At 58.7% G+C, this 25,126-nt stretch carries 25 protein-coding genes; 6 read left to right on the forward strand and 19 right to left on the reverse strand.

Annotation, left to right across the window (positions count from 1 at the left end; all coding sequences use genetic code 11):
- Position 1 precedes the first annotated feature (1 nt).
- The 11 genes from ACR0I7_RS06595 to ACR0I7_RS06645 form a co-directional block, all read right to left on the reverse strand.
- Positions 2–175 carry a hypothetical protein gene (locus ACR0I7_RS06595; protein ID WP_010442775.1) on the reverse strand — a complete coding sequence of 58 codons (174 nt, stop codon included), beginning with the start codon at positions 173–175 and terminating at the stop codon, positions 2–4.
- A gap of 2 nt (positions 176–177) precedes the next feature.
- A complete protein-coding gene (locus ACR0I7_RS06600) occupies positions 178–780 on the reverse strand; it encodes an NADH-quinone oxidoreductase subunit C (RefSeq protein WP_480509425.1) in 603 nt (200 codons plus the stop codon).
- An 11-nt stretch (positions 781–791) separates the two neighbouring features.
- Positions 792–1,325, reverse strand: a complete 534-nt coding sequence (locus ACR0I7_RS06605; RefSeq protein WP_010442777.1) for a NuoB/complex I 20 kDa subunit family protein — start codon at positions 1,323–1,325, stop codon at positions 792–794.
- Positions 1,316–1,681, reverse strand: a complete 366-nt coding sequence (locus ACR0I7_RS06610; protein WP_170325678.1) for an NADH-quinone oxidoreductase subunit A — start codon at positions 1,679–1,681, stop codon at positions 1,316–1,318. Before ACR0I7_RS06610 ends, ACR0I7_RS06605 begins: the two co-directional genes overlap by 10 nt.
- A gap of 186 nt (positions 1,682–1,867) precedes the next feature.
- Positions 1,868–2,656 (reverse strand): crotonase/enoyl-CoA hydratase family protein, encoded by a 789-nt coding sequence (locus ACR0I7_RS06615; RefSeq protein ID WP_480509426.1) that lies wholly within the window; start codon positions 2,654–2,656, stop codon positions 1,868–1,870.
- A gap of 8 nt (positions 2,657–2,664) precedes the next feature.
- Positions 2,665–3,519 (reverse strand): hydroxymethylglutaryl-CoA lyase, encoded by an 855-nt coding sequence (locus tag ACR0I7_RS06620; protein WP_480509427.1) that lies wholly within the window; start codon positions 3,517–3,519, stop codon positions 2,665–2,667.
- Between the two features lie 75 nt (positions 3,520–3,594).
- Complete coding sequence (locus ACR0I7_RS06625) at positions 3,595–5,526, reverse strand: acetyl/propionyl/methylcrotonyl-CoA carboxylase subunit alpha (RefSeq protein WP_480509428.1); 1,932 nt, start codon at positions 5,524–5,526, stop codon at positions 3,595–3,597.
- A 10-nt stretch (positions 5,527–5,536) separates the two neighbouring features.
- Positions 5,537–6,205: a hypothetical protein gene (locus ACR0I7_RS06630; protein WP_480509429.1), complete on the reverse strand. Its 669-nt coding sequence runs from the start codon at positions 6,203–6,205 to the stop codon at positions 5,537–5,539.
- A gap of 2 nt (positions 6,206–6,207) precedes the next feature.
- Positions 6,208–7,815, reverse strand: coding sequence for a carboxyl transferase domain-containing protein (locus ACR0I7_RS06635; RefSeq protein WP_480509430.1), 1,608 nt, complete (start codon positions 7,813–7,815; stop codon positions 6,208–6,210).
- Complete coding sequence (locus ACR0I7_RS06640; RefSeq protein WP_480509431.1) at positions 7,812–8,372, reverse strand: lysozyme inhibitor LprI family protein; 561 nt, start codon at positions 8,370–8,372, stop codon at positions 7,812–7,814. The genes ACR0I7_RS06635 and ACR0I7_RS06640 overlap by 4 nt, the downstream gene beginning before the upstream one ends.
- Positions 8,369–9,826: an AMP-binding protein gene (locus ACR0I7_RS06645; protein WP_480509730.1), complete on the reverse strand. Its 1,458-nt coding sequence runs from the start codon at positions 9,824–9,826 to the stop codon at positions 8,369–8,371. The genes ACR0I7_RS06640 and ACR0I7_RS06645 overlap by 4 nt, the downstream gene beginning before the upstream one ends.
- A 205-nt stretch (positions 9,827–10,031) precedes the next feature.
- On the opposite strand from ACR0I7_RS06645, the gene ACR0I7_RS06650 reads away from it, so the two are divergent.
- Positions 10,032–10,637 (forward strand): OmpW/AlkL family protein, encoded by a 606-nt coding sequence (locus tag ACR0I7_RS06650; RefSeq protein WP_480509432.1) that lies wholly within the window; start codon positions 10,032–10,034, stop codon positions 10,635–10,637.
- A gap of 51 nt (positions 10,638–10,688) precedes the next feature.
- On the opposite strand, the gene ACR0I7_RS06655 is transcribed toward ACR0I7_RS06650, so the two are convergent.
- The 4 genes from ACR0I7_RS06655 to ACR0I7_RS06670 all read right to left on the reverse strand — a co-directional run bounded on the left by ACR0I7_RS06655 (position 10,689) and on the right by ACR0I7_RS06670 (position 14,693).
- Positions 10,689–11,852 carry an isovaleryl-CoA dehydrogenase gene (locus ACR0I7_RS06655; RefSeq protein ID WP_480509433.1) on the reverse strand — a complete coding sequence of 388 codons (1,164 nt, stop codon included), beginning with the start codon at positions 11,850–11,852 and terminating at the stop codon, positions 10,689–10,691.
- Positions 11,853–11,941: 89 nt separating this feature from the next.
- Positions 11,942–12,664, reverse strand: coding sequence for an EF-hand domain-containing protein (locus ACR0I7_RS06660; protein ID WP_480509434.1), 723 nt, complete (start codon positions 12,662–12,664; stop codon positions 11,942–11,944).
- A 119-nt stretch (positions 12,665–12,783) separates the two neighbouring features.
- Positions 12,784–13,983: a DegT/DnrJ/EryC1/StrS family aminotransferase gene (locus ACR0I7_RS06665; protein ID WP_480509435.1), complete on the reverse strand. Its 1,200-nt coding sequence runs from the start codon at positions 13,981–13,983 to the stop codon at positions 12,784–12,786.
- Between the two features lie 38 nt (positions 13,984–14,021).
- On the reverse strand, positions 14,022–14,693 hold the full coding sequence (locus tag ACR0I7_RS06670; RefSeq protein ID WP_480509436.1) for an HAD-IA family hydrolase: 672 nt from the start codon (positions 14,691–14,693) through the stop codon (positions 14,022–14,024).
- A gap of 132 nt (positions 14,694–14,825) precedes the next feature.
- Here ACR0I7_RS06670 and glmU point away from each other — a divergent pair, with 132 nt between their 5' ends.
- From glmU to ACR0I7_RS06685, 3 genes are read left to right on the forward strand one after another with little or no spacing between them, the layout of a single operon-like run.
- Positions 14,826–16,178, forward strand: a complete 1,353-nt coding sequence (gene glmU, locus ACR0I7_RS06675) for a bifunctional UDP-N-acetylglucosamine diphosphorylase/glucosamine-1-phosphate N-acetyltransferase GlmU (protein ID WP_480509437.1) — start codon at positions 14,826–14,828, stop codon at positions 16,176–16,178.
- Between the two features lie 3 nt (positions 16,179–16,181).
- Positions 16,182–18,005 carry a glutamine--fructose-6-phosphate transaminase (isomerizing) gene (glmS, locus tag ACR0I7_RS06680; protein WP_480509438.1) on the forward strand — a complete coding sequence of 608 codons (1,824 nt, stop codon included), beginning with the start codon at positions 16,182–16,184 and terminating at the stop codon, positions 18,003–18,005.
- 21 nt (positions 18,006–18,026) lie between these two features.
- Complete coding sequence (locus ACR0I7_RS06685; protein WP_480509439.1) at positions 18,027–18,716, forward strand: DNA alkylation repair protein; 690 nt, start codon at positions 18,027–18,029, stop codon at positions 18,714–18,716.
- Here the strand turns inward: ACR0I7_RS06685 and ACR0I7_RS06690 are convergent.
- The gene (locus ACR0I7_RS06690; RefSeq protein ID WP_480509440.1) at positions 18,704–19,120 is read right to left on the reverse strand and encodes a hypothetical protein; all 417 of its coding nucleotides are present in this window, start codon (positions 19,118–19,120) and stop codon (positions 18,704–18,706) included. The genes ACR0I7_RS06685 and ACR0I7_RS06690 overlap by 13 nt on opposite strands.
- 90 nt (positions 19,121–19,210) lie before the next feature.
- Between ACR0I7_RS06690 and moaA the strand changes: the two genes are divergently transcribed.
- Positions 19,211–20,218 carry a GTP 3',8-cyclase MoaA gene (gene moaA / locus ACR0I7_RS06695; protein ID WP_480509441.1) on the forward strand — a complete coding sequence of 336 codons (1,008 nt, stop codon included), beginning with the start codon at positions 19,211–19,213 and terminating at the stop codon, positions 20,216–20,218.
- A 1-nt stretch (position 20,219) separates the two neighbouring features.
- Positions 20,220–21,512, forward strand: coding sequence for a 3-deoxy-D-manno-octulosonic acid transferase (locus tag ACR0I7_RS06700; protein WP_480509442.1), 1,293 nt, complete (start codon positions 20,220–20,222; stop codon positions 21,510–21,512).
- A 53-nt stretch (positions 21,513–21,565) separates the two neighbouring features.
- On the opposite strand, the gene ACR0I7_RS06705 is transcribed toward ACR0I7_RS06700, so the two are convergent.
- From ACR0I7_RS06705 to ACR0I7_RS06715, 3 genes are read right to left on the reverse strand one after another with little or no spacing between them, the layout of a single operon-like run.
- Positions 21,566–22,729, reverse strand: coding sequence for a M20 aminoacylase family protein (locus ACR0I7_RS06705; protein WP_480509443.1), 1,164 nt, complete (start codon positions 22,727–22,729; stop codon positions 21,566–21,568).
- 22 nt (positions 22,730–22,751) lie between these two features.
- Positions 22,752–23,915, reverse strand: a complete 1,164-nt coding sequence (locus tag ACR0I7_RS06710) for a M20 aminoacylase family protein (protein ID WP_480509444.1) — start codon at positions 23,913–23,915, stop codon at positions 22,752–22,754.
- 19 nt (positions 23,916–23,934) lie between these two features.
- Positions 23,935–25,101, reverse strand: coding sequence for a M20 aminoacylase family protein (locus ACR0I7_RS06715; RefSeq protein ID WP_480509445.1), 1,167 nt, complete (start codon positions 25,099–25,101; stop codon positions 23,935–23,937).
- Between the last annotated feature and the right edge of the window lie 25 nt (positions 25,102–25,126).

Raw genomic sequence — 25,126 nt, forward strand, 5'->3', positions numbered from 1 at the left:
CTCAGCGGCGCTCCAACTCTTGCAGCTTCAGCCCGACCCACCACAACAGGGCAATCGTGCCGAACGGAACCAGACACAGCAGACACCAGTATTTGTTGATCCCGAAAAATGGCAGAATTTTCACCATCGGGATTATGGTCAACGCAGACAGGATCAACCACCAGATGCCACCCATTGTCAGGACTCCTGTTTCTCATCCCCCGGAAGAATATAGTTCGCACCTTCCCAAGGGGACATAAAATCGAACTGCCGGTATTCCTGCACCAGGCTGACCGGTTCATAGACAACGCGCTTCTGCGCCTCGTCATAGCGAACTTCGGTGTAACCGGTGGTGGGGAAATCCTTGCGCAGCGGATAGCCGCGAAAGCCGTAATCCGTCAGAATGCGCCGCAGGTCCGGATGACCCGAGAATAGGATGCCGAACATATCGAACACCTCACGCTCGAACCAATTGGCCGAGGGGTGGATATCGACGATCGACGGCACCATGTCTTCTTCACGGATCGAAACCCGCAGGCGAATACGCTGGTTCTGGTACATCGACAGGAAGTGATAAACCACATCGAACCGCTTGGCGCGTTCGGGGTAGTCGACGCCCGTGATATCGACGAGGCTCGAGAACCTGCAGCTTTGGTCGGATTTCAGGAATTCGACAAATTCCACAAGGCTGGATGGCGCGACATCAACGTTCAATTCATCATGGGTCACATCCCACGACAGAACACAGTCCGACCGTTTCAGTTCCAGCTGAGTACCGAGTTCTTTGAGTGCTTCGCTCATCTGCCCTCTCCTCAGCGTACGATCGTGCCGGTGCGGCGGATTTTGCGTTGCAGCTGCATCAAACCGTATAGCAACGCCTCAGCGGTCGGGGGGCAGCCGGGGACATAGATGTCCACCGGAACAACGCGGTCGCAGCCCCGCACAACCGAATAGGAATAGTGGTAATACCCACCGCCATTGGCGCAGGAGCCCATAGAGATTACATAGCGCGGCTCGGGCATCTGGTCATAAACCTTGCGCAGCGCCGGGGCCATCTTGTTGGTCAGCGTTCCGGCCACGATCATCACGTCGGATTGGCGTGGGGACGCGCGGGGGGCGATGCCAAACCGTTCCGCATCATAACGCGGCATCGAGGTATGCATCATCTCAACAGCGCAGCAGGCCAGACCAAAGGTCATCCAGTGCAACGAGCCGGTGCGGGCCCAGTTGATAATGTCCTCAGTCGAGGTCAGCAGGAACCCTTTGTCCTGCAGTTCGGCGTTCAGGGCCTGGGTGGCGACTTCTTTGTCGACGCCAGCGGTGTTTGCACCCGTCATTACTCCCATTCCAGGGCCCCCTTCTTCCATTCATAGGCAAAGCCGATGGTCAGCACCGCCAAAAACACCATCATCGACCAAAAGCCGACATCGCTGATGTCCTTGAAACCAACGGCCCATGGGAACAGGAAAGCAATCTCGAGGTCGAAGATGATGAAGAGAATCGAAACCAGATAGAATCGGACATCGAATTTCATCCGCGCATCGTCGAATGCGTTGAAGCCACATTCATATGCGCTGACTTTTTCCGGGTCGGGATTGCGAACGGCAAGCACCACAGCTGCAAGAATGAGGACGATTCCAAGGCCTACAGCGACGGCCAGAAACACCAGGATCGGGAGATATTCCCGCAACAGGTCTTCCACGAGTAGCTCCTTTCCTGCGCATCCCTGATCCGGGCGCGCCGTCAATTGGCGTGTTGACTGGACATTCTCTATCCCTGTGGGGTCAGAGGGTCAACCAAACACAAGGAGACTCCCCCCCATAAATCCGTGAGTTTCGAAACAAAAAACGTTGAAATCCCACATTGGTGGAAAATAAATCAGATACCGCTAAACCTTAGTATTCCATGCAGGTTTTCGTTTCTCAAAAAACGCACCGATTCCCTCCTGCGCCTCGTCGGTTTCCCAGCGGTCGACCAGCGCCCGAATGGTATGGTCAATCACAGAATCGTCGATACGCGGCCCCAACGCCTGCACAAGTTCTTTGGCGGATGTAACCGCCCCCGGAGCGCAGGACAGATAAGGCGTGATCTCGGTTTCGACCGCAGCAGCGAGGTCATCGGCAGGAACGGCTTTTGACAGCAGACCCAGTTCAACCGCTTCCTGCGCATCAAACAGGCGTGCAGACATAAAGACACGCCGCGCGCGTGCCTCACCCATCCGGGCCACCACATAGGGACCAATCGTTGCCGGTATCAGACCCAGTCTGGTTTCTGTCAGCCCCATTCTTAAACTGTCGATTCCGATGGCGACATCGCAGACCGAGGCCAATCCAACGCCGCCTCCAAACGCATTGCCCTGCAACGCGCCGATCACAGGCTTTGGGAGCGTGTTGAGAGCTTGCAGCATTTCCGCCAGCTTACGCGCCTCGGCGAACCGGGTGGCCGGATCAGCAGCCATCTGCGCCCGCATCCACCCCAGATCTCCGCCCGCGCAAAAGGTTTGCCCCGCCCCGGTCAACACCACAACCCGGACGGCCTGGTCGGTGGCCATTTGTTGCGCCGCCTGCGTCAGCTCAGAAATCATCTGCGCCGACATCGCATTGTGCTTTTGGGCACGGTTCAGCGTCAATGTCGCGACGCCACGGGCGTCTGTCTTCAGCTCAATTGTCTCGAACATACCTGACCTTACTGTGCTCTCATCGCTTGTGCGATCGCGGCAGCCTCTTCCAAAACGGCGGCGTCCAAGCCGGTGTCATACCCCAGCCTCTCCAGATGTGCCGCGACCGCTTCGCTGGCCACGTTCCCGGCTGCACCCGGCGCATAGGGGCATCCGCCCAGCCCCCCCACAGCCGCATCAAACACCCGGACGCCCATTGCAAGCGAGGCATCTATATTGTCGATGGCGCGCCCATTGGTGTCGTGGAAATGACCGGCCAACCGGCCAACAGGAACCCGCTCGCGAACGGCAAGCAGCATGCGGGCGATCGTATCCGGCGTCCCCTGCCCGATCGTATCGCCCAGCGAGATTTCATAGCATCCATGCGCAAACAGCTGATCTGCGACCTCGGCCACCTTCTCTGGCGGGGTCGGCCCGTCGTAAGGGCAATCTGTCACGCAAGACACATATCCACGCACCGGCAGATCGATGTGACGCGCGGCTTCAAGGATCGGCACGAAACGCTGAATCGACTCAGCGATGGAAGCATTGATGTTGGCCTTGGAAAACCCTTCGGACGCCGAGGCAAAAATGGCGATCTCATTCGCACCCGCGGCCAACGCGTCTTCGTACCCGTGCATATTCGGGGTCAGCGCGGCATAGCGCACCCCATCCGCCCGCCGGATGCCGGCCAGAACCTCGCCGCTGCCGGCCATCTGCGGGACCCATTTAGGCGAGACAAAGCTGGCCACTTCCATCCGCGCATACCCCGCACGGCTGAGGCAATCGACCAGTGCGATCTTTTCGGCCACTGGGATGTCACGTTGCTCGTTCTGCAGACCGTCGCGCGGCCCCACCTCAAACACTTCGACGCGTTCTGCCATTGCCATTCCTTTCAGGGTTGCCGATGTCGCCTGCCCACAGCACCACAAGGTACCGCGATCCGACAAGCGGAAACGTCATTCTTCCTCAAGGCGTATCAGGGCCGCCCCGGCCTCGACCTGTGCTCCGGCCTCGGCCAGCACCTCGGCCACGATCCCATCGCGCGCCGCCAAGAGGGAGTGCTCCATCTTCATCGCCTCAAGAATGGCAAGGCGGTCGCCTTCGCTGACCGTATCCCCGGCGCTGGCAAAAACAGCTTTGACCAGCCCCGGCATCGGCGCTTCGATCAGGTTCGTGTCACCCGCAGCGCTGGTTTCACGATCCAGCGGATCGATGTATTCGAAGACGCGGCCATAATGATCAAACACAGCGATCTCGGATCCGTTGACAGCGACGGTCGGCATCGGAGTGCCCTCGATGGTCCAGCGTCCATCGATCCACTCAGCCACATGGCTGGTTTCGCCGATCTGCCAAACCTGCCGATCCCGTCCTTCGACCTGCACGTCAATTTCTATGACCTCTCCGTTTTGCCGCAACTGCACCGCGCGATGGAGCGGGGCCCACAGGGTAAAGCCAGTCTCCTCGGACGGACTGTTCAGATGCAGCGCCGTCATCGCGGCGGCGACCACAAGGCGCGCTTCCGTAGCGGGTTCCCGCACCAGCCCTTCCAGATCGCGCCCGATCAGCCCGGTATTCACATCCCCGGCGGCAAATCCAGAGTGCTGTGTAAGCGCGCCAAGGAACGCCAGATTGGTCACCGTGCCGGCCACTTCGGTCTGTTGCAGCGCCCGGTGCAGGGTTGCAAGTGCGATGGCCCGTGTCGGTCCGTGGACGACAACCTTGGCAATCATCGGATCATACCAGGGGCTGATCGTATCCCCCGCCCGCACACCGCTGTCGGCGCGGCACATATCCGGGAACCGCAAATGGCTCAGCGTGCCGGTTGCGGGCAGAAACCCTTTGGGCACATCCTCTGCATAGAGACGCGCCTCAAAAGCGTGTCCGTTGATCGACAGGTCAGACTGCGCTGCGGGCAGGCTTTCGCCTGAGGCAACACGCAACTGCCATTCGACCAGATCAACGCCTGTAATCGCTTCGGTCACCGGATGTTCGACCTGAAGACGGGTGTTCATCTCCATGAACCAGAACCGATCAGGGCGCAGCCCGTCCGAGGCATCGACGATGAACTCAACCGTTCCCGCGCCCTTATAGCCAATCGCCTCGGCCGCGCGCACACCGGCCTGCCCCATCGCCTCGCGCATTTCCGCCGTCATGCCGGGGGCTGGTGCCTCTTCGATCACCTTCTGGTGCCGACGCTGCAATGAGCAATCGCGTTCGAACAAATGCACCGCATGGGTGCCGTCTCCGAACACCTGAACCTCGATATGACGGGGTTTGGCGACGAATTTCTCGACCAGCACCGCATCATTGCCAAAGGCGGTCCGGGCCTCGCCCCGGGCGCTGTCCAAAGCGGCCGAGAACTCCTGCGGCGTCTCAACCAGCCGCATCCCCTTGCCGCCGCCACCCGCGACGGCCTTGATCAGGACCGGATAGCCGATGGTGTCTGCAGCGCCCGCCAGATGCTCGGGGTCCTGATTGTCACCGTGATAGCCGGGCACCACGGGCACACCTGCCCGCTCCATTAGCGCCTTGGCCGCGTCTTTCAGACCCATTTTGCGGATCGCATCCGCAGACGGCCCGATAAAGGTCAGCCCCGCTGCCGCCACCGCATCCACAAAATCGGGATTCTCGGACAGAAACCCATACCCCGGGTGGATCGCCTGCGCGCCGGTGTCCAGTGCGGCCTGAATGATCACGTCGCCCTTCAAATAGCTCTCAGCCGGGGCCGCACCACCAATATGCACAGCCTCATCCGCCATCTGCACATGTTTGGCCGCAGCATCCGCATCGGAATAGACAGCAACGCAGGACACACCCAGCTTCTGAGCGGTTTCCATGACCCGACAGGCAATCTCACCCCGGTTGGCAATCAAGATTTTATTGAACATCTGGAACCTCCTACCACCAAGAACCGCTTTTTTCGTCTTGCAAATGCGACCTGACATATTCGGGCAGTGGCCACGCATCCCGATCCATTCCGCTGATTTTGCCAAGATGCCCATCACGATAGGCGTGATAGTAAAGCTCTGGATGAATGGTGATTTCGATCTCGGCCAAGGCCCGCTCTACTTTCGCCTTGGTCCGATCAATTTCGTCGGACAGCTTTGCCTCATCGCTTTTTCCTGCCAAGACACGTGGAAGCGAGATATCCCCTAAAACTCTTTTGCCGACCGACATCGCCGCAGCCAGAACGAGGTTACCGACCAGCCCTCCAATCATGTCGACCGCCGAGTTCAAACCGAAGTTCCAGCTCAACCAGCCACGTTTTCCTTTTTTGGCGGCCAGTTCGGCACGCATCCGGTCGAACTCACGTGCGAACACCACGCGAAACTCACGTGCAAACCGTGTCCTGCTGAAGTCATCCCGCCCGGAAAAAATCCTGATGGCAGGGCGTACAAAATATCCGCCGTTCGACCGATCTACGAATTCTTCAAAGTCGAACAGGAAAAAGTAGTCCTCAGGATCCCGCGAGTTGTGGACCAAATAAACCGAGATTTCAGCTCGCGTGGTCAAATCGGGCATCTTGATTTCCGGGATCGTATCCCAAAGCTTTTTCTTCAGGTCCATGATCACATCCTGAACACGCCGAAACGTGTCTCCTCGATCGGGGCGTTCAGCGCGGCGGTCAGGGACAGGGCTAGTACATCGCGCGATTTACGTGGATCGATGATGCCGTCATCCCAAAGCCGGGCCGAGGCATAAAGCGGATGCGATTGCTCTTCGAACATCTCCAATGTGGGCTGTTTGAACGCGGCCTCTTCCTCAGCCGACCAAGTGCCGCCCTGCCGTTCTATCCCGTCGCGTTTGACGGTCGCTAGAACGCCTGCGGCCTGTTCTCCGCCCATCACCGAAATGCGTGAGTTCGGCCATGTCCACAGGAACCGAGGCTGATAGGCACGGCCTGCCATACCATAGTTTCCGGCCCCGAATGAGCCACCAACCAGCATGGTGATCTTGGGCACCGAAGTGGTCGCGACCGCCGTCACCATCTTGGCCCCATGGCGCGCGATGCCCTCGTTTTCGTATTTCCGACCGACCATGAACCCGGTGATATTTTGCAAAAATACCAGCGGCGTTTTGCGTTGCGAACACAGCTCAACAAAATGCGCGCCCTTCTGCGCGGCCTCAGAAAACAGCACGCCATTGTTGGCGATGATCCCGACCGGGCAACCCTTGATATGGGCAAAGCCAGTCACCAGAGTCTCGCCAAAACGGGGCTTGAACTCATCAAAACGCGACCCGTCGACCAGCCGCGCAATCACCTCGCGAATGTCATAAGGCGTACGCAAATCAGCGGGCACAACGCCCAAGATTTCGTTGGGGTCATAGGCCGGTTCCTCGGGCGCCTCAAACTGTAGGCCGGGCTTCAGCCCGGCACCGCCCAGCGACCCAACCGCCCGCCGCGCCAAGGCCAGCGCATGTGCGTCGTCCTCGGCCAGATAATCCGCCACCCCCGACAGGCGCGTATGCACATCGCCGCCGCCCAGATCTTCGGAACTCACAACCTCTCCGGTCGCGGCCTTGACCAAAGGCGGCCCGGCCAGAAAGATCGTCCCCTGCTCTTTTACAATGATGGTCACGTCCGACATCGCAGGCACATAGGCCCCGCCCGCCGTGCAAGACCCCATCACCACGGCGATCTGAGCGATCCCCTTCGCGCTCATCCGCGCCTGGTTATAGAAGATGCGGCCAAAATGGTCACGGTCGGGAAAGACCTCATCCTGATTGGGCAGGTTCGCGCCGCCACTATCAACCAGATAGATGCAGGGCAGATGGTTTTCCTCTGCAATCTCCTGCGCGCGGAGGTGCTTTTTGACGGTCATCGGATAATAGGTGCCACCCTTCACGGTGGCGTCGTTGCACACCACCATGACCTCGCGCCCCTGCACCCGGCCAATCCCTGCAATGACCCCGGCACAGGGCGCAGCATCGCCATACATCCCATGCGCCGCCGTCGCGCCGATTTCCAGAAACGGAGACCCCGGGTCCAACAAGTTCGCCACCCGGCGACGCGGCAGCATCTTGCCCCGAGATTCATGCCGCGCACGGGATTTCTCACCCCCGCCCATGCGGGCGGCTTCGGCAGCGGCTGAGATTTGCCCCAGCGCTTCGAGATGCGCCGTGTGGTTTGCTTTGAAGCCTTCTGAGGCTGGCATGGCTTTGGACGTAAGCTTCATTTTCTTCTCCGAGAATTGAGGAGCGCGATACGCTGCGCCGTCAATTCAGCTAGGCATGCTGGGTAAATCGTGCTTCCGGCGGTTCCGCCAGCCGACAAACTCATTGAATATCTGCACTCACTCTCTCGAAGCTGCTGCCATTGAACTTCAGCGTTCAATAACTGGGAGAATGCATCAATGTTTGGGCTTTCATCTAACGCCGCATCGTGATCAGTTTTTTGCGCTCTGTGCAGTATCTTTAGCAAAACCTCTTGGTACTGCTCTCTCCAGATAAGGTATTCATGATGGATACAGCTAGCCGCTTTGGAGCGGGAGTCAGGTATCTGCCAGTCTCTCATACATGTCTCGATTGATATTCGAGCACAGGACTCTGGTTCGCTTTGAAAGTCTTTGTTGTCCATACAAGATACAACGTCTTGCTTCATTGCGTCATAAGGTAGGAAGATCAGATTTTCGGAATCTGCAACTCCTGCCTTACCTCCAGAGAAGGTTAGCGAGACGGTCAACAAAAAGCCCGATACAATACGAAGTAAATTTGACGAATTGAAACAGCTCATTTTTCTAATTCCCTTTCGGCCCTCGCCTTCAATTCCTTCCGAATAACCTTCCCGGTTACCGTCATCGGCAATTCCTTCAAAAACGCCACTTCTCGCGGATAAGAATACTGTGCCAAACGCTCTTTGACCCAATCCTGCAGTTCGCCCTCAGACGCCTCAGCCCCCGGCTTCAAAACCACATAAGCCTTCACAATCTCGGTCCGCAGTTCATTGGGCTTACCGACCACACCCACCGTCGCCACCGCAGGGTGGGTCAACAGGCAATCTTCGATCTCCGCCGGGCCGATGCGATATCCGGCTGAGGTGATCACATCATCCTCACGCCCCACAAAACGCAAATAGTCGCCTTCCCACAAGCCGCGATCCCCGGTGACCAGCCAATCCCCACGGAACTTCTCGGCCGTCGCCTCGGGCCGGTTCCAGTATTCCAGCATCATCGCAGCCGAGCCGCGCCGGATGGCAACATCCCCCTCTTCCTTCGTCGGCTGGCCAGTATCGTCGATGACGGCCACATCGTGCCCCGGCACCGGTCTGCCGATACATCCGGGGCGCGCGGGAAAATCCGCAGCGCAGGAAGACACAACCATGTTGCACTCGGTCTGACCGTAGAATTCGTTGATCGTCAGCCCAAAGGCGCGCTCACCCCAGGCCAACATCTCGGCCCCCAGAGGCTCACCCCCCGAAGCGACTGAGCGCAGGGCGGGGATCACACATTCTACCGCTTTGAGCATGCGCAACGCGGTGGGCGGGAAAAACACGTTCCGCACGCCACATTGCGCAATCACGTCAGCACAGGCCTCGGGCGAGAACTTGTCCAGCCGCGCGGCGACCACCGGAACGCCCAGCGCAAGCCCGGGCATCAACACATCAAACAAACCGCCGATCCATGCCCAGTCCGCTGGTGTCCACAGCCGGTCACCCTCTTGCAGGTGGTTGTGGCTGATTGAAACACCGGGCAAATGCCCTGTCAGCACGCGATGCCCGTGCAAGGCGCCCTTTGGGCTGCCGGTTGTCCCCGAGGTATAGATGAGCACCGCCGGATCGTCAGGGCCCGTATCGGCGTATGCAACCGCGGGCCCCTCCTCTCCGACCTCTTGCGCCAGCAGGGGCTCGGCCAAACCGTTCAACAGAGCGGCGCCTTCTACATCGGTCAGGACACACCGAACTTCGGCGTCCCCTATCCGAGAGGCCAGCGCATCATGTTTGAAAAGTTTGAACAGCGGAACGGATATTGCCCCGATCTTCCAGATCGCCAGATGCGCCGCCGCGCACCACCGGGACTGGCTCAGCAAGACCCCCACACGATCCCCGCGTTGCACCCGCCGCTGCAAGGCACGTGCAAGTCGATCGGTCATCTCCGACAACTCGCCATAGGTCACCGCGCGCGTGCCCTCGGATGAGAACTCAACGATGGCCAGACGGTCCGGCGCCAGCGATAGGCATTGCCGCGCCATGTTCAGACGCGCCGGGATATCCCAGCTATTCCCTGTGCGCAAACCTGGTATGATGTGAGCGGGACGAATGTCAATTCCCCCTTACTTTACAGGATATTAACTGGATTTCACCACTACACTCGACCGATGGGTTTTGATACAGATCAGAGCCGGCACTCCGCCGACGTATCAAAGCTATGTCATCAACAACCTCAAAGGCCGAATGATGACCAAAAAACTCGCCGTTTTGACACTCTCCACCGCGCTTGCTGCTTTTGCGGCACCCGTTCTGGCCCAGTCGCAGGGAGACTGGACCCTCGGCGTCGGTGTCGGATATCTCGACCCGAAATCTGACAATGGTACGCTGGCAGGCTTCAGCGCTGACATTGACTCGGATACCCGTCCGATCTTCACTGCCGAGTACTTTATCCGCGACAATCTGGGTATCGAACTGCTGGCCGCGACCCCGTTTGATCACAGCATTACTCTGGGTGGCAGCGTTGATGCGGGCAGCGTCAAACACCTGCCCCCGACCCTGTCGTTGAACTACCACTTTGCCAACAACAGCGCCTGGACCCCCTATGTCGGTGCCGGCCTGAACTACACCATCTTCTTTGACGAGCAATCCCCCCTCGGCGACCTCAAAGTTGATAACTCGTTTGGTATCTCGCTGCAGGCTGGTCTGGACTATCAGGTCACCGACAAAGGCGCGGTTCGCCTGAACGTCCGTTGGTTCGATATCGACTCCGATGTCACGCTGAACGGCGCCAATATTGGCAAGGCCGAAATCGACCCCTGGCTGGTTGGTGTATCCTACGTACATCGTTTCTGATCCCGCTGGCCTCAAACGCCCCGCACACCTTCGGTTGCGGGGCGTTTCTTTTCAGAGCATTTCGTTCATCAACTCACGCCCGATCAGCATCCGGCGGATTTCACTGGTACCCGCACCGATCTCCATCAATTTTGCATCGCGGAAAATCCGACTGACAGCAGCATCCGCCAGAAAGCCTGCGCCACCCATCGCCTGAACGGCCTGATGTGCCTGCGTCATCGCCTGCTCAGACGCATAGAGGCAGCAGGCTGCCGCATCCTGCCGGGTCACATCCCCCCGATCACAGGCTTTGGCAACTTCATAGACATAGGCCCGGGCCGAGTTCATCGCGGTATACATATCCGCGATCTTGCCCTGCATCAGTTGGAAGCTTCCAATCGGTTTGCCGAACTGTTTACGCTCGGCAAGATAAGGCATGATCTCGTCCAGGCAGGCCGCCATAATGCCCGTGCCGATCCCGGCCAGAACGACGCGCTCATAATCCAGCCCGGACATCAGAACCGCGACCCCTTTGCCCTCTTCGCCCAGGACGTTTTCGAAAGGCACCTCGACATCTTCAAAGATCAACTCGGCAGTGTTTGAGCCGCGCATGCCCAGCTTGTCGAAATGCGGAGAGGTCGAGAACCCCTTCATCTCTTTCTCGACCAAAAAGGCGGTGATCCCTTTTGACCCTGCATCAGGATCGGTCTTGGCATAAACCACCAGCGTGTCCGCATCTGGCCCGTTGGTGATCCAGTATTTATTCCCGTTCAACCGATAGTGGTCATTGCGCTTCTCTGCGCGCAGCTTCATCGAGACCACGTCCGAGCCCGCCGACGGTTCCGACATCGCCAGCGCGCCCACATGCTCACCCGAAATCAACCGCGGCAGGTATTTCTGCTTTTGCTCTTGCGTACCGTTCAACTTGATCTGGTTCACGCAGAGGTTCGAATGCGCCCCATAGGACAACGACACCGAGGCCGAGGCCCGGGCAACTTCCTCAACCGCGATCGTATGCGCCAGATAGGACATCCCGGCACCGCCATATTCCTCGGGCACTGTGACACCCAGCAGGCCGAGATCCCCCATCTCTTTCCATAATTCGTTCGGGAACGCGTTCGAACTGTCGATATCCGCCGCCATCGGCTTGACACGCTCCTGCGCCCAGCGGTGAACCATATTACGCAATTCGTTGACTTCATCACCTAGATCAAAAGCCATCACTGCCTGGAACATATCACCTTCCTCTACGACGACGCCATGTAATTGAACACTTGTTCATTAATAGCGTCATCAAAAGAAGCTGTCCAGTCAGAAAGAAATCGTCAGTGGTTGACAAACTCCCCCAAACTAATGCGCTCGTCCCCGTCCGTATCCAATTGGTCCAGAATTTCAGGGGCGCGCGCAGCGCTGTGCATGCCTATCGCAGCTCGGCATTCAGCATTGATCTTCACCTCGTCGGCTCGCAAACCAGCTTCGAGCTCAGCAAGACTTATGAACCCGTCGTTGTTTTTGTCTGCGGACATAAAATCGTCCGCTCGATAAAGTTCATTCGAGGCTATCACCTCTGACAAGGTGATACGCCCGTCTTTGTCGACATCTGAGAACGCAATCTGTCCATCAGTCAGCTCTTCAGGTGTCATCGACCACTTCTTGGCGAGTTCAGATCCATCACATGAGCGGGGTAAATCCACAGCCGCCGCGCGTCGTGTCATGACCTTCAGCATTTCTGCACGATCGATGAAACCGTCTCCGTTCGCATCTTCGTCGCGGAATTGTCCGGCAAAATCTGTTGTGGCTTGCGCACCTGTCAGGGATACACCGGCAAGAATAGCGACGGTCAGAACCACTGGGGACGCGGCAAGTATAACTTTTTTCAAGGTCGAAGCCTCCTTGGGGTTTGAATGAGGCACCCCATCTTCGGCAATCAATCGGCGCAGCGCAGCACTCATGGTTTCGCCACGGGCGGCAACCCGTGACGCAAACGCATTCTTCTCCGACAGGCTAAGCCTGACTTCTAGAGATTCAGATTTCTTCTCTTTTGGCATTGGTCCGCATTGATGTTTGATGGTGTGCCCATTCAAGAACACAAAGAAACACCAAAAATTCTAGCGGGATGACGCCCGGACGCGAGCGGATTCGTGTCCGGACATCTGTTTTACTGAAATCAGGACTTCGACCGATTATGTATTCGCGTAACCTCATCCTCGATAATCCGCGAAATCAACGCGCAATCATCCAGTGAGAAAGTGAGCGGAATGCGCATGTCCATTATGCCCGCCAGAATCCGATCGCTTGCAGGCATGGGCGCGCTGTCGGCATAGCGCCAGCTGTCATAGCGCGAGGTAAAACCACTGGGCTCGGCACCGCCAAACCACTTCAGCTCAACCCCGCGCGCGGCGCAGCGGTCAATAACCTCAGCGATAGCCTGCGACGTCCAGTCCAGCAAAAGGAACTGGATCGAAGACCCGACATAGGTCTCGTCTGCGGGACGCTCGACCACCGTCAGACCGGGTGTGCCGCGCAGACCAGCTTCGATCTCAACATAGCGCTCATTCCAGCGCTGCACCTGACGGTCGAGATGTTTCAACTGCGGCCGCAAAATCGCAGCTCGCAGATTGTCCATCCGACCAGAGATATTCGGCGTCGTATATTTGATGCGCTCGAACACAGATGGGTCGGGTGCCGCCAGATGACGCTCGTACAGCATGTAAGACCCCGATAGCATCGTGGCCTTTGCCGCAAGCTCCTCATCATCGGTGACCAGCAAACCGCCCTCGCCCGAGTTCACGTGCTTATAGGTCTGGCAGGAATAGCAGCCAACGGCCCCTTGCCGCCCCGACAATTGCCCGCGCCATGCAGCACCCATCGTATGGGCGCAATCCTCGATCACCGTTACACCCGCCGCGTCACACATCTGCATCAACCGGTCCATGTCGCACAGATGCCCGCGCATGTGGCTCAGCATCAGGACACGCGCCTGATCCAGCTTGGCAGCCAGATCGTCCAGATCGATCGTCAGCCCCTCGGTCACGCCCACAAAAACCGGTCGCGCCCCAACCGACGCAATCGAGCCCGGCACCGGGGCAAGCGTAAACGCATTGGTCAGAACGGGATCACCCGGCTGCACACCAACGGCCCGCAAAGCTGTCGCCAGAGCATATCCGCCAGACGACACGGCAAGGCAGTATTTTGCGCCCATTTGCGCGGCAAATTCCTGCTCCAGCAGCGCGGTCTCGCCCAGTTCGCCAGGCAAAACGTTATAGCGATGCAGGCGCCCATGGCGCAGCACGGCCATTGCGGCATCGATAGCGTCTTCGGGGATGGGTTCCTGCTGGGTGAAACTGCCAGAAAATCTCTCGGTCATGATGTTTTTTGGGTCCGCTGAAGGTTCACGTCAAGGCGTTACGCCGCCGCACCGATCAAATCGGCGACAAGCTCGGGCAGATCGTCAAAGTGATGCAGCAAAGCCTCGGGGTTGAGGGCGGCCATATCCTCGCCAGAGGGGCCAAACGTCACCAGCACAGACGGCACCCCGGCGGCACGGGCCGTGTTACGATCGGTATCGGAATCACCGATCAAAACGCAAAGATCAGGATGCCCACCAGCCCGTCGGGCGGCCTCACGCAAGGGTTCGGGATCGGGCTTGCGCACGGCAAGCGTATCTGCACCAACCAGCGATGCAAATCGATCACGCACCCCCAGTCGCGTCAGCAGCAGCTCGGCCAGAGCTTCGGGTTTGTTGGTGCAGATCCCGACGCCGTAACCGGCTTGGGTCAACACCTCAACCGCCTCTAGCGCGCCCGGATAGAACTGCGTATGCGTGTCGATATTCTGCGCATAGGCTTCCAGCAGCACCGGATAGTAGGCGATCACCTTTTCCGCAGAGTAGTCGCCCACCCGCTTTAGGCCATGGGTCAGCATCATGCGCCCGCCGCGCAGCGCGATGCCCGCGTCATCGCCATTGATCAGCACATCGCCATGGCCCATCTGCCGAAAACAGTGATTGGCCGCCGCCAGCAAATCGCCGGATGTATCCGCCAAAGTACCGTCCAGATCAAAGATAACTGTCCGCATTTTGCCTCCATGCTCGGCATGTTTCCGCCTTATCGTGTTGCAAACGGCAATCTAGTTTGATGTCCGACCCGCTTGCGCCTTTGCCCCCAGCGGATAAAACGGACGGCGACAAAACAAAAGAGAAAACGATTTATGAGTATTGCCCTTGTCATCCTTGCAGCCGGAAAAGGCACCAGGATGAATTCGGATATTCCAAAGGTGTTACACCCGATCGCACAAGCCCCCATGCTGGTGCATGCCATGCGCGCGGGTGCCGTCCTGTCCCCCGAACGCACGGTTATTGTAACGGGCCACGGCGCTGACGCCGTCGAGAAAGCCGCCAAAGCCGAAGATGAAACCGCCCAGATCGCGCTGCAGGAAGATCAACTTGGCACCGCCCACGCGGTTGCACAGGCCCGCGATGCGCTGCAAGGCTTCGAAGGCGATGTGGTTGTCCTCTATGGTGACACACCGTTCCTGCAGCCCGACACGCTGGAACGCATGATTGCCGCCCGCGCCGACAATGACCTTGTCATTCTAGGCTTCGAAGCCGCCGATCCCGCGCGCTATGGACGGCTTGTGATGCGTGGCGACACGCTGGAACGGATCGTCGAATTCAAAGATGCATCAGATGAAGAACGCGCAATAAAACTCTGTAACTCTGGTCTTTTGGCGTGTGACGCACAACTGCTATTCTCGCTGATCGACGCGGTTGGAAATGATAACGCATCAGGAGAATACTATCTGCCCGACGTGGTCGAGATTGCCCGGACCCGCGACCTGAACGTCACCGCCGTCGCATGTGATGAGGCGCAGACACTGGGCGTCAACTCACGCACCGATCTGGCCGCTGCAGACGCCGTGTTTCAGGCCCGCGCCCGCGTCGAACTACTGGAAAACGGCGTCACCCTGATGGCACCCGAGACGGTCTATCTGGCTGCAGATACGGTGATAGGCCGTGACACGGTGATCGAGCCGAACGTGGTGTTTGGCCCCGGCGTTACCGTCGAAAGCGGCGCGACGATCCGCGCATTTTCTCATCTCGAAGGCTGCCATATCAGCCGCGGCGCAATCGTCGGTCCCTATGCCCGGCTGCGCCCCGGCACCGAGTTGGCCGAAAACACCCGCATCGGGAATTTTGTCGAAATCAAAAATGCCGAGATCGCCGAGGGCGCCAAGGTCAATCACCTGAGCTATATCGGCGATGCCTCGGTCGGGGCATCCACGAATATCGGCGCAGGCACGATCACCTGCAACTATGACGGCGTGATGAAGCATCAGACCACGATTGGAGAGAGTGTTTTTATCGGCTCGAACACAATGCTGGTGGCCCCAGTGACTGTCGGCGATGGTGCGATGACCGCAACCGGCACTGTTGTTACCCGGGACGTTGACCCTGATGCGCTGGCCGTTGCGCGGGCTAAGCAGGACAACAAACCGGGCTATGCGCGTAAGTTGTTTGATATGTTAAAGGCGAAAAAGGCTCGCCGCGAAAAAGGAGCCTGATCCATGTGTGGTATTGTCGGAGTTCTTGGGCAGCACGAAGCCGCCCCAATTTTGGTCGAAGCCCTGAAGAGGCTGGAATATCGCGGCTATGACAGCGCTGGCATCGCCACGGTTAACGCCGGTCACCTAGGGCGGCGACGGGCGGTGGGCAAGCTGGTCAACCTGAGCGATTTGCTGGTCCACGACCCCCTGCCGGGCAAGTCAGGCATCGGCCATACCCGATGGGCCACGCATGGTGCCCCGTCGGTGACCAACGCACACCCGCACAAGGCCGGACCGGTGGCCGTCGTGCATAACGGCATCGTCGAAAACTATCGCGATTTGCGTAGTGAGCTTTCTGAGCAAGGTATTGGTTTTGAAACCGAAACCGATACTGAGACGGTTGCCCTTATGGCCGCGCATTATCTGGACGCGGGCCTGTCACCTGTCGAGGCTGCGTTCAAAACCATCGACAAACTCGAAGGGGCGTTTGCGCTGGCCTTTCTCTTTGATGGGCAGGACGACCTGATCGTGGCGGCGCGCAAGGGCTCTCCGCTGGCGATCGGCCATGGAGACGGAGAGATGTTTGTCGGATCAGACGCCATCGCGCTGGCCCCGCTGACCAATCAGATCACTTATCTGGAAGAGGGTGATCGTGCCGTTCTGACCCGAACCTCGCTGGAAATCCGCAACGAAGCAGGCGAGTTGGCCAACCGCGAAAAGCGCAAGATCAAGCTGGATCATGCCCGTGCGGACAAAGGCGACCACAAGCATTACATGGCCAAGGAAATCGCCGAACAGCCGGTGGTCGTGGCCGAGGCCATCCGGTCTTATATGCCAACCGGTGGCGATCAGGTCGTCCTGCCCGATGCTGATCTGGATTTCACCAAATTGGATCGCCTGACCATGGTGGCCTGCGGTACAGCATTCTATGCTTGCCTGACGGCCAAGTATTGGTTCGAGAAACTGGCCCGGATGCCTGTTGAGGTCGATATCGCCAGCGAGTTCCGCTATCGCGAACCGCCGATCAGCGACCGCACATTGGCCCTGTTTGTCAGCCAGTCGGGCGAAACTGCCGACACGCTGGCGGCGCTGCGATACTGCGATGGCAAGGCCGACAAGATCGTATCGGTGGTCAACGTCCCCGAAAGCTCGATTGCCCGCGAAAGCGATATCGCGCTGCCAATCCATGCCGGCGTTGAAATCGGCGTCGCCTCGACCAAGGCCTTTACCTGTCAGCTCAGCGTTCTGCTGATGCTGGCGCTCAAGGCGGCCAAAGACAGGGGCACACTGACCGATGAGGAATTGGCCGATCACGCAGCTGCGCTGCGCGGTCTACCTTCGGTCCTGAACACAGCGCTGGATCAAAATCGCGCCATCCGCAAATCCGCCCAACGCCTGAGCGAGGCGCGCGATGTGCTGTTTTTAGGCCGCGGGCTGATGTATCCGCTGGCGATGGAAGGTGCGTTAAAGCTGAAAGAAATCAGCTATATACATGCCGAAGGTTATGCATCAGGCGAGTTGAAACACGGCCCCATCGCACTGATCGACAAGCACATGCCCGTTGTGGTGATGGCCCCGCGTGATACGGTTTTCGACAAGACCGTATCAAATATGCAAGAGGTTATGGCGCGCAAAGGTAAGGTCATCCTTGTGTCAGACGATGATGGCATCGCCGAGGCCGAAGACGGTGTCTGGAGCACGATCCGCATGCCGCATGTACACCCAAGCCTGACACCGATCCTGTATTCGGTTCCTGCGCAGTTGCTGGCGTATCACACCGCAGTTGCCAAGGGCACCGACGTGGATCAGCCGCGCAACCTTGCCAAATCCGTAACGGTTGAATGAGCCAAAAGAGACCACAGGCGGATGATGCTAGACAGCTACCTCGATCAGATCAAAGCACACGCTGATCCGGTGCGCGCCGATCAGATGGCAGCCTATCACAAGGCTGCCCGACCTCATCTGGGCGTTGCGAACCCGGTGCTCAACGATCTGACCAAATCCTGGCGACGCGAACTGGATGTTCCGGCGAGGGTTGATCTTGCCCGGGCGCTTTGGCAAACCAACATCCATGAGGGGCGTCTGGCCGCTGCCAAACTGCTGACGCAGGCGCGCATCCGCCCCGACGGCGCTGTTTGGGACCTGCTGCAAAGCTGGCTTCCTGATTTTGACGCATGGGCCGTTGCGGATCACGCCTGTATGGCGATGCAGAAACGTCTGACTGCAGATCCCGCCCGGCTGCATCAGGTCGAAAGCTGGACCCGCTCTGACCATATGTGGACCCGCCGCGCAGCATTGGTGGCGACGCTACCCTGGACCAAGCAGAACCATCCCAAACCCGATGATCTGGCGCGGCGCGACCGCATTCTGGGCTGGGCGGCAGGCTATGTCCCTGACCGGGACTGGTTCATCCAGAAATCGGTCGCCTGGTGGCTGCGCGATCTGTCAAAGCATGACCCGGATCGGGTGCGACAGTTTCTGCAACGATACGGCGATGATATGAAGGCTTTTGCCCGAAAAGAAGCGGGCAAATACCTGAAAGATCAGTTGGAATAAACCTCAAGCTCGACCAGCTCATCAAAGGGCAACAACAGCGCCCGCATCGCGTCAAGCGACAGGCGGCTGCCGCCCCCTTCCGGCCCCGGGACTGGCACCAGAGTGATATAGGCCTGCGCCCCGGTTCTGGGCACGACAACACGTGCCGTCACCTCGGTTTCCACCAGAGATGTTTCCAACCACCGCCCCGGCTTGCTGGGGTCTCCAAGCCCGGCGATCGTTGATTTAGCCCCAACCCAACCTGCGCTGGATACCACCGCCGGATCAGGCTCGGGCACCGTGTCCACCTGGGCGGACTCAGCCTCAGCAGTTGGTTTTGAACCGCCAAAAACACGGCCCGATGTCGACCGTATCGCATCACATGCCGCCAGCAGCGTACATGTTATCAAAAGAACATATCTCATGCCCAAACCGTATCTCCCTGCGCGCATCTGTACCAGCCCAAAGCGCAGTTCAGACTTGTCGCCTGCCGATCACCGCTTTACCTATGAGGCATGACAGCTCCGCTTATCGACCCGTTCGCTCGTGCCATCACATATCTGCGTGTTTCCGTCACGGACCGCTGCGATTTTCGCTGCGTGTACTGCATGTCGGAAAACATGACCTTTCTGCCCAAGAAAGACCTTCTGACGTTGGAAGAGCTTGACCGCATGTGTTCGACCTTTGTGCGGATGGGCGTTGAAAAGCTGCGCATCACGGGCGGAGAGCCACTTGTGCGTCGCAACATAATGACGTTTTTTAATGCCATGACCAGGCACCTGGACAGCGGCGCGCTCAAGGAACTGACGCTGACCACAAACGGCTCTCAGCTATCGCGGTTTTCTGATGATCTGTATGCGGCGGGTGTGCGGCGGGTGAATGTCTCACTGGACACGCTTGACGAAGACAAGTTTGCACAGATCACGCGCTGGGGACGGCTTAAGCAGGTTCTGAACGGTATTGATGCCGCCCAGAAGGCTGGATTGCGCATCAAAATCAACGCCGTCGCCCTCAAAGGGTTTAACGAGGAAGAGCTGCCGCGCATCACCGAATGGTGTGCCGAACGCGACATGGATCTGACCTGGATCGAAGTGATGCCGATGGGGGATATCGGCAATGAGGATCGTCTGGATCAATATTGGTCGCTCGAGGATGTGCGCGGAAAATATGAACAGCACTACCGCGTTACCGATCTGGCGGAACGCACCGGCGGACCGGCGCGCTATGTCCGGCTTGAGGAAACGGGCCAGAAAATCGGCTTTATCACCCCGCTGAGCCATAATTTTTGCGAAAGCTGTAACCGCGTGCGTCTGACCTGTACGGGCGAGCTGTTCATGTGTCTTGGTCAGGAAGATATGGCCGATCTGCGCGGCGCGTTGCGCGATCACCCCGAGACCGAACAACCGCTCGAAGAGGCGATCCGCGCGGCCATTCACCTCAAGCCCAAAGGCCATGACTTTGACTATTCCCGTCAGGCGGTCGACGGCAAGATGAGCCGCCACATGAGCCATACAGGCGGCTGACATGTCGCGGCCTACGCTGCTCTACCAGCTTTATTGCGCTCTGACGTCGGCTCTTGGGCCTTTGGCGTGGCGCACCGTACGGAACAAATTGCAACGGGCCGATGTGCCTGTTGATCGGCAACGGGAACGGCTTGGCCATGCCACCCTGCCCCGGCCCGCTGGACAACTGATCTGGTTCCATGCCGCCAGCGTCGGCGAAAGCCTCTCCGTGCTCAGCCTCATCCGGCGGATGAGCGAACGCCTGCCCGACGCCGAGTTTCTGATTACATCCGGCACGCCAACCTCAGCTGCGCTGATACAAAAGCGTCTACCACCGCGGACCCGCCACCAATATCCGCCACTTGACACCGCCGGGCCTGTGCGGCGCTTTTTGACCCATTGGCGGCCTAGCGCAGGCATCTTTGTTGAAAGCGAAATCTGGCCCCGGCTGATCGTCGAAAGCGCGAAATCCGGCGTTCCGCTTGCGCTGCTGAACGCCCGCCTCTCGGACAGATCCGTTGCGGGCTGGAAAAAACGCCCGCAGACCGCGCGTTTCATTCTGGATCACTTCCGCCTGTTCCTGACCCAGAACGACAAGACTGCCGCCAACCTGATCGCCATGGGTGCCAATCCGGATCACGTGCAGCCCGGTATCAATCTCAAATCCATGTCAGACCCTTTGCCGGTAGATGAAACGACACTGGCCGACATTCGCGCCCAGATCGGCGATCGCCCGCTCTGGATCGCCAGCTCTACACATGCAGGAGAAGAGCAAACCGTGCTGAAGGCGCATCAGGCCCTTCTGGAACGCAGGCCTGACCTGCTGTTGCTTCTGATCCCCCGCCACCCCGAGCGGCGCGATGAGGTGACTAGTCTGACACAAGCCTCAGACCTGTCTTTGTCCCTGCGCAGCCAAGATGAGCCGATCACCGGCGAAACACAGGTCTATATCGCAGATACACTCGGCGAAACCGGTACATGGTATGCGCTGTGCCCGATCGTCTTCCTTGGCGGTTCGCTTAAAGAGATCGGCGGCCACAACCCCTTTGAGCCCGCGCAAGCCGGTGCGGCCGTGATCACCGGGCCGGGATACTTCAATTTCGCCGAAACCTTCGCCCCCCTTATTCAGGGCGGCGGCGCGGTTGAGGTCCGGTCGAGTCAGGACCTCAGCGACGCCGTGGCGCAATGGCTTGCTGATGACACGGCATTGACAGAGGCGCGCAATTCAGCCAGCGCTTGTGTGAACACTCAACAAGACGCCCTGAACGCGGTCGCAGACACGCTCAGCACGTCGCTTGACCTGATACAACGCTAACGCAATCCATGTTGACTAACGCGAGGAGGCTGACCCCTCGCGCCTGTCATTCCTCAGGCCGCTGGCATCCGTTGCTCAACGATCTCAGCCCACCAGCTGCACCCGGCCGGAATCGCTTCGTCGTTAAAGTTGTATTCCGGGTGATGCACCATGGCTGTGTCGCCATTGCCCACCAGAATATAAGCCCCCGGACGTTCCTCCAGCATAAAGGCGAAATCCTCGCCCCCCATCACCAGGGGCGCTTCTTCGCAGGCCCCCGAGACCGAGCGTGCCACATCTGCCGCAAACTCTGTCTGGTCATCGCTGTTCACCATCACCGGATATCCCCGGATATAAGTCACATCAACTGAGCCGCCAAAGGTTGCCGCGACGCCGTTGCAAATCTCATTGATGCGCTTTTCGGCCAGATCGCGCATCTCTTTGCTCATCGTGCGCACGGTGCCTTTGATCTGCACTTGCTGCGGGATCACGTTGAACGCCTTAGAGGCGGTCTCGAAAGAGGTCACCGAAACCACAATGTTGTCGATCGGATCGGCGTTGCGCGATGCAATCGTCTGCAGTGCCAGAACCGCCTGCGCGGCCAGCACGGTGGTGTCCACGGTTTCCTGCGGCTTGGCCGCATGGCCACCCCGCCCTTCAAAGGTTATGTCGAACTGGTCTGTGGCGGCAAAAAACGCACCCGGACGGATTGAGAAGCTGCCAACCGGCATACCCGGCCAGTTGTGCATCCCATAGACCTCCTGAATGTTCCAACGGCCCATCATGCCATCGTCACACATTTCGCGACCGCCGCCGCCGCCCTCTTCGGCGGGCTGGAAGATCACCACCACGGTGCCATCAAAATTGCGTGTCTCGGCAAGGTACTTCGCGGCCCCCAGCAACATCGCAGTGTGCCCGTCATGACCACAGGCATGCATCGCCCCCGGCGTTTTCGAGGCATATTCAAGCCCGGTCGCCTCATGTATCGGCAGCGCATCCATATCCGCGCGCAGGCCAATCACCTTTCCGCTTGTGTCCGTCTTGCCCTTGATGACCCCGACAACCCCAGTCCGACCAATCCCGGTAACGATCTCATCGCACCCGAATTCCTTGAGCTTTTCCGCAACCACCGCGCTGGTGCGATGCGTGTCGAACAGGATTTCAGGGTTTTCATGAAGGTCGCGCCGCCACGTTGTGATTTCATCCTGCAACTCGGCAAAGCGGTTCTTAACTGGCATCTCTTGTCTCTCCTCAATACGATCAGGCGGCCGGCATCCGACGTTCAACCATCTCGGCAAACCAAGAGCATCCTGTGGGGATGATCTCATCGTTAAAATTATACTCCGGGTGGTGCAGCGCCGCGCTGTCGCCATTGCCCAGAATGATAAAGGCGCCGGGCCGCTCTTCGAGCATGAAGGAAAAATCCTCGCCACCCATGACGATGGGCGCCTTGCCGCAACTGCCCCCTACACTCAGCGCGGCCTCAGCAGCGTACTCGGTCTGCTGTTCGGCATTGATGGTCACCGGAACCCCCCGGTGATATCGGACCTCGGCCGAGCCACCCATCGTAGCCGCCACACCCGCGACCACCTCTTTCAGACGCTGCTCGATCAAGTCGCGCATCCCGGCCGAATGTGTCCGTACCGTCCCGCGCAATCTGGCGGATTGCGGGATCACGTTGAAGGCGTTCGAAGAGGTCTCGACCGACGTCACCGAGAGCACGCCCTTATCTATCGGATCGGCATTGCGCGACACAATCGTCTGCAGCGCAACAATCAGTTGCGACAGCATCACCGTGGTGTCGATAGTTTCATGCGGTTTGGCCGCGTGACCGCCATGGCCTTCGAGTTGAATGTCGAACTCATCCGCCGCCGCCAGAATGGGGCCGGACCGGATCGCAAACTGCCCGGTGGCAAGGCCCGGCACGTTATGCATGGCATAGACTTCCTGAATGCCGAAACGGTCCATCAGGCCGTCTTTGCACATCGCCTCGGCACCATTTCCGCCTTCCTCCGCCGGCTGAAAGATCACAACAGCCGTACCGTCAAAGTTCCGCGTCTCAGCCAGATACTTGGCCGCGCCCAGAACCATAGCCGTATGGCCATCATGTCCGCAGGCATGCATGGCATCGGGCGTCTGAGAGGCATAGTCCAGCCCCGTCTGTTCCTGCATCGGCAGAGCATCCATATCGGCACGCAAACCGATCGTCCGACCTTTGGTATCCGTCTTGCCCCGGATCACGCCAACAACGCCGGTGCGGCCAATCCCCGTGACCACCTCATCACAACCGAATTCCTTCAGTTTGTCGGCAACCAAGGCGCTTGTGCGATGCGTGTCGTACAAAATCTCAGGATGTTGGTGAATGTCACGCCGCCAGCCGGTGATTTCCTCATGCATCTCAGCGAAACGGTTTTTGATCGGCATCACATTCTCCCCTGATGTTTTAGGCGACGGGCATTCGTCGTTCGACCAGCTCGGCGAACCAGCTGCAGCCTGCAGGAATGGCATCGTCGTCGAAATTGTACTTGGGATGGTGGCACATTACCGTGTCCCCATTCCCGATAAAGATGTAAGCGCCCGGCCGTTCTTCAAGCATATAGGCGAAATCCTCGGACGGCATGATCGGATCGGTGTTATCATTGACCGTGCCCGATACAGCCGCAGCCGCCTCGGCTGCAAAGGCTGTTTCAGCCTCGGAATTCACAGTGACGGGATATCCCGGTGCCCATGTCATCTGCGCCTGCGCCTCGAACGCCGAGGCTGTGTCTTCGGCAATCCGGCGCACGCGCGCTTCGGCGATTGCGCGATATTCCGGGTCCAGCGACCTGACGGTGCCACGCAGACGTACGGTATGCGCAATCACGTTTGAGGCGACGCTGTCAGTTTCAAAGGTGCCCACGGTCAGCACGACACGCTTGATCGGATCTACATTGCGCGAGACGACCGATTGCAGTGCGATGACAATATGCGACGCAACCAGCGTCGTATCCACCGCGTCATGAGGCGCCGCCGCATGACCGCCCTTGCCGGTCACCACAATCTCGAACTCATCAGAGGACGCCAGAAGCGCACCGGGCCGGATGGCAAATTCTCCAACCGGAAGCCCCGGCATGTTGTGCATGCCATACACTTCCTGAATGCCCCAGCGGTCCATCAGGCCGTCCTGACACATAGCCAGCCCACCTGCCCCGCCCTCTTCTGCGGGCTGGAAGATCAGAACAACCGTACCATCGAAATTCCGCGTCTCAGCCAGATATTGCGCCGCGCCCAACAGCATCGAGGTATGCCCGTCATGCCCGCAGGCGTGCATTTTGCCGGGCACGGTCGAGGCATAGTCCACACCGGTCGCCTCTTCGATCGGCAGCGCATCCATATCTGCGCGCAAACCGATGACGCGGCCTTTGGTGTCGCTCTTGCCGCGGATTACGGCAACCACGCCGGTTTTCCCAATGCCCGTTGTGATATCATCCACGCCGATCTCTTTCAGGCGGTCGACAACAAAGGCAGCGGTTTCATGCACGTCATACATCAACTCGGGATGGGCGTGCAGATGCCGGCGCCATCCGGTGATCTCAGCATGCATATCGGCAAGCCGGTTCTTGACGGGCATACGTGTCCTCCTTCTCAGAGAGATA

It is taken from the genome of Ruegeria sp. AM1, from assembly GCF_056540745.1.